Genomic DNA, 6,288 nt, shown 5'->3' with positions numbered 1-6,288 from the left:
GGCCCCAGCGTCGAGGCAGTTGGCGATGGCCCCACGCACTGAAGGCAGCAGGGACAGGGCCTGCTCCTGATCGTGGCGGATGCGGCCCAAGACGGAGGCGATGGAATCTTCATCGGTGCAGCGCCGCGCAAGGGTGGGGAACAGGTCTTCCACCTCATCCCGCAGATGCACGCCAAGCTCTTCGTTCAGAAAACGCAGGATGGTGACGCCTGCCGGGCGGTCGAAGGTCTCGGCGGCGACGAGGCGGTCTATCTCAGCGCAGATCTGGCGTTCGCGCAGATGGTCCTCGCTGATGAAGTCCAGCGGCCGGGCCAAAAGGCCCGGATCGGTGGGGCCTTGGCCGCTGCCACGTCGCGCTGGTTCTGACCGCTTCATGGGACGCTCCTGACCGTGGATCAGATCGGGGCCAGGCTTGCGCCGGTGATCGTAGCCTTCTGGCCAAGCCTGTTCACGAAGTCGCGCGAGGCACGGGCCCAGGCGGCCTTTTCGAGTGCCTCGGCGATCCTTGGCCGCACCGTTTCGAACGGCAGTACCTGCCCTGGGGCGAGTGCATTCAAGCGGATGATGTGCCAGCCATGCCGCGACAGGACCGGGGCCGGGGTCGTCTGGCCTTCGGACAGGCAGCGCAGAGCGGCTTCGAACTCGGGCACTGTATCGCCGGGGCCGATCTGGCCCAAATGGCCCCCTTGTGCCTTTGACCCGCAGTCGCTTTTGCGGGCGGCGTGGGCGAAGTCCTTGGGCCCCTCTCCGAGTCGGGCCAGAAGTGCCTGTGCACGCGCCTCGGCAGCGGCCGTCTCAGTCTGATCGCGGGGGTCGCATGCGCACAGGATATGCGAGACGTCCCAAAGAGGGGCCGAGCGATAACGCGAGGGGTCTCGCGCCCATTCGGCACGGATCGCGTCATCGGTCACCGGATCGGGCAAGACCGCCTCTTCCAGCAAGACGCGGATCAGGGCTTCGTCTTCCGTTTCCCACCGCCCGGGGGCAAGTGCGAGCGGTTCAGCAGCCAGCCCGCGCGCCCGGGCCTCTTGCAGCAGCAGCGCCCGGATCGCCATGGCCTGCGCCGCCTTGCGCCAGGCGATGCCCGGCTTGTCCTTCGGTGCGCTGTGGTTCTGGGCCTCGGCGGCGATTGCCGCCGAGGGGATGGTTTCGCCGTTCACCACGACATCGGGGAAAAGGGACATGTTCATCGCACTCACTCCGCCGGGGTATGGGCTTTGGGTCCCTCAACGCCCTGCCGCCTGTCAAAGGCGCGGCGGCGTTCTTCCAGCGGGCGGCGGCGACGGGACCGCACGATCTGGTAGCCGGAGCGGGCCACAAGATAGCGGAAGGGCGCCGCGAAGCCCGACCAGATGTGCACCAGCCGCGTGAACGGAAAGAGCATGGTGATGATCAGGCCGAGGAAGATGTGCAGCTTGAACAGCCAGTGCACGTCCACCACTGTGACCCAGGCGTTGATGTTCCATGTCACCACGCTTTGCGACCATTCCATGAAGCGGATCATCTCTGCCCCGTCCATGTGCTGAAGGGACTGCGTGATGGTCAGCAGGCCAATGGCAAGCTGAAGCCAGATCAGGATCATGATCAGGATGTCGAGGGTGGTTGAAGTGGCGCGGATACGCGGATCGGTCAGTCGCCGATGGATCAGCATGGTGCCGCCGATCAGCGCCGCAAGACCCGCAGGCCCGCCGATCAGAACTGCCATCCACTGCTTCAGACCATAAGGCACACCCAGGGCATCGAGCACCCAGACAGGTGTGAACAGGCCGACAAGGTGGCCGAAGAACACCGTCAGGATGCCGACATGGAACAGGATCGACCCCCAGATCAGCTGCTTGCGCCGCAAAAGCTGACTGGACGAGGATTTCCAAGTGAAGGGATCACGCTCATAGCGGGCGATCGAGCCCACCAGAAACACGGTCAGCGCGACATAGGGCATGACCCCGAAGATGACGAAGTTGATGTCAAAGCTCTCGAACATGTCATGCACTCCTGTGCTGCGGGGCGGGTTGGTCCATCAGGGCCAGCATGTCGCGGACCTGTGGACAGCCTGCATTGGGGTCGGGGCCGAAGGTAACTTCGGTTTCCTCCCAGACCGCATCCAGCGCCGCCAGATCGGTCGGGTCATCGTCGGGCTGGCCCAGCATTCCGGCCACGGCATCGGCATCTGCATTGCCCCCGGCCAGTGCGGAAAGGGCGGCGAACGCAGCGGCATACCCGCTCTCGCGCCGCTTGAGGCGACCCGAGAGGGCGTCGAGGATATGCGCCGCGTCCGCCAAGGTTTCCTGCGCTTCGCGTGTGGGGCGCGTCGCCAGGAATTCCAGAAGCACCGGAAGGTGGTCGGGCAGTTCCGAGGTGGCGGGTTCAAACCCGCCATCGCGGTAGGTTTCGATCAAACTGACCATCGCGCCGCCCCGCTCGCGGCTTTCGCCGTGGACGTGCTCAAAAAGGTTGAGCGACAGCGTGCGCGACCGGTCGAACAGCATCACATACCGCTCTTGCAGGTCATAGAGGTCGCCTTGCGCCAGATCTGCGGTCAGCTTCCACAGCGCGGTCTGGGTAGCAGGCGCAAGGCGCGGATCAGCGGCCAGGACGGCGCCGATTTCGGGCATGGCCTCCTGCAGCTCAGCCGAGGGATAGCTCAGGATCAGCGACAAGGATTTGAGGGTGCGGTCCATCAGAACGACTCCAGCGGAAGGGCGAAGGACTTTTTCTTGCCGCCGAACAGGCTGGTCTTGCCGCTCTCGCCGTCAGAACAGCCGTTGCCGTCGGTGAAGCCGCAGCCGCCACGGATGTCGGCGCCGGCCTCGTTCTGTTCGCGGTGCGCGGTGGGGATTGCGAAGCGGTCCTCGTAATCCGCAATCGCCATGATCTTGTACATGTCCTCGATCATCCGGCCCGACATTCCCACGCGGGCGGCGATGCCCTCGTCGCGCACGCCGTCCACCGTCAGCGCACGCATGTAGAGGCGCATCGCCGACATGCGCTCCAGCGCCGAAACGATGGGTTCCTCATCCCCCGCCGTCAGCATGTTGGCCAGGTATTTCACCGGAATGCGCAGGGACCGTACGTCGGGCATCTGGTCGCTCATCGCGATCTGCCCCGCCTGTGCAGCGTTCTGGATCGGCGACAGCGGCGGGATGTACCAGACCATCGGCAGGGTCCGGTATTCCGGGTGCAGCGGGAAGGCCACCTTCCAGTCCATCGCCATCTTCCAGACCGGGCTGATCTTGGCGGCCTCGATCCAATCCTCCGGCACGCCATCGCGGCGGGCGGCGGCGATCACCTCGGGATCGTTCGGGTCGAGGAACACGTCCAGCTGCGCACCGTAAAGGTCGGTCTCGCGCTCGGCGCTCGCGGCCGCCTCGATCTTGTCGGCGTCATAGAGGATGACGCCCAGATAGCGGATGCGCCCCACGCAGGTTTCCGAACAGACCGTCGGCTGGCCGCTTTCGATGCGCGGATAACAGAAGGTGCATTTCTCCGACTTGCCGGTGTCCCAGTTGTAATAGACCTTCTTGTAGGGGCAGCCCGAGATGCACATCCGCCAGCCCCGGCATTTTTCCTGGTCGATCAGGACGATGCCATCCTCCTCACGCTTGTAGATCGCACCCGAGGGGCAGGAGGCCGAGCAGGTGGGGTTGAGGCAGTGCTCGCACAGCCTCGGCAAATACATCATGAAGGTGTTTTCGTATTCGCCGTAGATGTCCTTCTGCACCTTGTCGAAGTTGTAATCCGCCGACCGCTTGGCGAATTCGCCACCCAGGATCTCCTCCCAGTTCGGGCCCTTCTCGATCTTCTCCATCCGCTCACCCGTGATCTTTGACCGGGGGCGCGCGGTGGGGAAGGCCGTCATGTCGGGGGCGGATTTCAGGTGGTCATAGTCAAAATCGAAGGGCTCGTAATAGTCGTCGATTTCCGGCATCGAGGGGTTCGCGAAGATATTCGCCAGAATCCGCCATTTGGCCCCCTGCTTCGGCTGAAGCCTGCCCGAGGCGCTGCGGACCCATCCGCCATTCCAGCGTTTCTGGTTCTCCCAGTCGGTGGGATAGCCGGTGCCGGGCTTGGTTTCGACGTTGTTGAACCAGGCGTATTCAACGCCTTCCCGCGTCGTCCAGACGTTCTTGCAGGTGACCGAGCAGGTATGACAGCCGATGCATTTGTCCAGATTCAGGACCTTGCCGATTTGCGCACGAACTTTCATTCCGCTGCCTCCAGACCTTTGGTTGCGGGACGGTCGAGCCAATCGACCTTCTTCATCTTGCGGACGATCACGAATTCGTCTCGGTTACTGCCCACGGTGCCGTAGTAGTTGAACCCGTAGGAAAGCTGCGCGTAGCCGCCGATCATGTGGGTCGGCTTCAGAGTAGCGCGGGTGACCGAGTTGTGGATGCCGCCCCGGTTGCCGGTCTTTTCCGACCCGGGCGTGTTCACGATCTTTTCCTGCGCGTGATACATGAACAGCGTGCCCTGCTTGATCCGCTGGGACACCACCACCCGCGCGGTCAGTGCACCGTTCACGTTGTAGGCCTCGACCCAGTCGTTATCGACAAGGCCTGCCTTCTTCGCGTCCACCTCGGACATCCAGACGACAGGCCCGCCGCGGTTCAGCGTCAGCATCAGGAGGTTGTCGGTGTAGGTGGAATGGATGCCCCATTTCTGGTGCGGCGTGATGAAGTTCAGCACGACATGCGGGTTGCCCTCGGCCGCGTCGTTGTTGACGGCCTTGGTAATGGTCTTCAGGTCCACCGGCGGGCGATAGCTGACGAAACCTTCACCGAAGGCCCGCATCCAGAGGTGATCCTGATAGAGCTGCTGCCGTCCCGTCAGCGTCCGCCACGGGATCAGCTCGTGGACGTTGGTGTAGCCCGCATTGTAGCAGACCGTTTCCGACTCAATCCCGGACCAGGTGGGCGAAGAGATGATCTTGCGCGGTTGCGCCGCGATGTCGCGGAAGCGGATCTTGGTGTGATGCGCACCCTCGGCGAGATGGGTGTGGTGCTGGCCTGTGGGCTTCTCCAGTTCCTCCCAGGCCTTGACCGCGACCTCACCATTGGTCTCAGGCGCCAGCATCAGGATCATTTCTGCCGCGTCGATGGCGGTGTTCAGTCTGGCAAGGCCCTTCGACACGCCCTCGTCCTGCACCACCCCGTTCAGGTCGCGCAGATGGCCGACCTCGACCTTGGTGTCCCAGTTGATCCCCTTGCCACCGTTGCCGAGCTTTTCCAGCAGTGGACCGACCGAGGTGAACTTCTTGTAGAGGTTGGGATAGTCCCGCTCGACCGCGATGTAGTTCGGCGCGGTCTTGCCGGGGATCAGGTCGCATTCGCCCTTTTTCCAGTCCTTCACATGCGCCTGAGCCAGTTCGGCGGCGGTGTCGTGGAGGAGCGGCAGCTGAACGATGTCGGTTTCGACCCCCAGCACTTCAGGGGCCACTTCGCTGAACTTCTTCGCGATGGATTTGAAGATTTCCCAGTCCGACTTCGATTCATAGGCCGGGTCCACCGCCGCCTGCAGCGGATGGATGAAGGGGTGCATGTCGGACGTGTTCAGGTCGTCCTTTTCATACCAGGACGCGGTGGGCAGCACGATGTCGGAATAGACCGCCGTCGTCGACATGCGGAAGTCGATGCAGACCAGCAGGTCCAGCTTGCCCTTCGGTGCCTCGTCATGCCAGACGGCCTCCACGGGCTTGGCATGGCCTTCCTCGCCCAGATCCTTGCCCATGACGCCGTGGTCGGTTCCCAGAAGGTGCTTGAGGAAATACTCATGCCCCTTGCCCGAAGACCCCAGCAGGTTGGACCGCCAGACAAACAGGTTGCGCGGCCAGTTTTCCGGCGCATCCGGGTCCTGGCAGGACATTTCCAGATTGCCGGATTTCAGTTCAGCGGCAACGAACTCCTTGATGTCCTTGCCCGCTGCCTTGGCGGCCTTCGACACCTCCAGCGGGTTGGTCTTCAGCTGCGGGGCCGATGGCAGCCAGCCCATCCGTTCCGCCCGGATGTTGTAGTCAATGAGGCTGATGTCCCAGTCGCCCTTGGGCGCCGTGGGCGACAGGATTTCACCCGCGCGCAACGTCTCATATCGCCACTGGTCGGTATGGGCGTACCAGGCGCTGGTCGAGTTCATGTGGCGCGGCGGGCGGTTCCAGTCGAGCGCGAAGGCCAGCGGCGCCCAGCCGGTCTGGGGCCGCAGTTTTTCCTGCCCCACATAGTGCGACCAGCCGCCGCCTTCCTGCCCGATGCAGCCGCACATCACCAGCATGTTGATGATGCCGCGATAGTTCAT

At 63.4% G+C, this 6,288-nt stretch carries 6 protein-coding genes; all 6 read right to left on the bottom strand.

What is annotated here, in order from left to right; all coding sequences use genetic code 11:
• Nucleotides 1-375 (bottom strand): hemerythrin domain-containing protein (locus C5F46_RS15460; protein ID WP_146160250.1); only part of this gene is annotated, 375 nt, incomplete at its 3' end.
• Nucleotides 376-395: 20 nt separating this feature from the next.
• On the bottom strand, nt 396-1,190 hold the full coding sequence (locus C5F46_RS15455; RefSeq protein ID WP_107326210.1) for a peptidylprolyl isomerase: 795 nt from the start codon (nt 1,188-1,190) through the stop codon (nt 396-398).
• A gap of 5 nt (nt 1,191-1,195) precedes the next feature.
• Nucleotides 1,196-1,981, bottom strand: a complete 786-nt coding sequence (narI, locus tag C5F46_RS15450; RefSeq protein ID WP_107326209.1) for a respiratory nitrate reductase subunit gamma — start codon at nt 1,979-1,981, stop codon at nt 1,196-1,198.
• Between the two features lies 1 nt (nt 1,982).
• Nucleotides 1,983-2,678 carry a nitrate reductase molybdenum cofactor assembly chaperone gene (narJ, locus tag C5F46_RS15445; RefSeq protein ID WP_107326208.1) on the bottom strand — a complete coding sequence of 232 codons (696 nt, stop codon included), beginning with the start codon at nt 2,676-2,678 and terminating at the stop codon, nt 1,983-1,985.
• Nucleotides 2,678-4,204 (bottom strand): nitrate reductase subunit beta, encoded by a 1,527-nt coding sequence (gene narH, locus C5F46_RS15440; protein ID WP_107326207.1) that lies wholly within the window; start codon nt 4,202-4,204, stop codon nt 2,678-2,680. The genes narJ and narH overlap by 1 nt, the downstream gene beginning before the upstream one ends.
• The coding region (locus C5F46_RS15435; protein ID WP_107326206.1) for a nitrate reductase subunit alpha at nt 4,201-6,288 on the bottom strand (2,088 nt) is incomplete at its 5' end. The genes narH and C5F46_RS15435, both read right to left, overlap by 4 nt.

This window comes from Phaeovulum veldkampii DSM 11550, assembly GCF_003034995.1.
GTDB classification, from domain to species: domain Bacteria; phylum Pseudomonadota; class Alphaproteobacteria; order Rhodobacterales; family Rhodobacteraceae; genus Phaeovulum; species Phaeovulum veldkampii.
Note: the sequence above shows the minus strand (reverse complement) of the source record. Positions and strands in the feature narration are given on the sequence as shown.

Excerpts from the sequence above, each read along its gene's own strand:
- C5F46_RS15455 (WP_107326210.1), bottom strand. The coding sequence starts at position 1,190 with ATGAACATGTCCCTTTTCCCCGATGTCGTGGTGAACGGCGAAACCATC.
- narI (WP_107326209.1), bottom strand. The coding sequence starts at position 1,981 with ATGTTCGAGAGCTTTGACATCAACTTCGTCATCTTCGGGGTCATGCCC.
- narH (WP_107326207.1), bottom strand. The coding sequence starts at position 4,204 with ATGAAAGTTCGTGCGCAAATCGGCAAGGTCCTGAATCTGGACAAATGC.
- narJ (WP_107326208.1), bottom strand. The coding sequence starts at position 2,678 with ATGGACCGCACCCTCAAATCCTTGTCGCTGATCCTGAGCTATCCCTCG.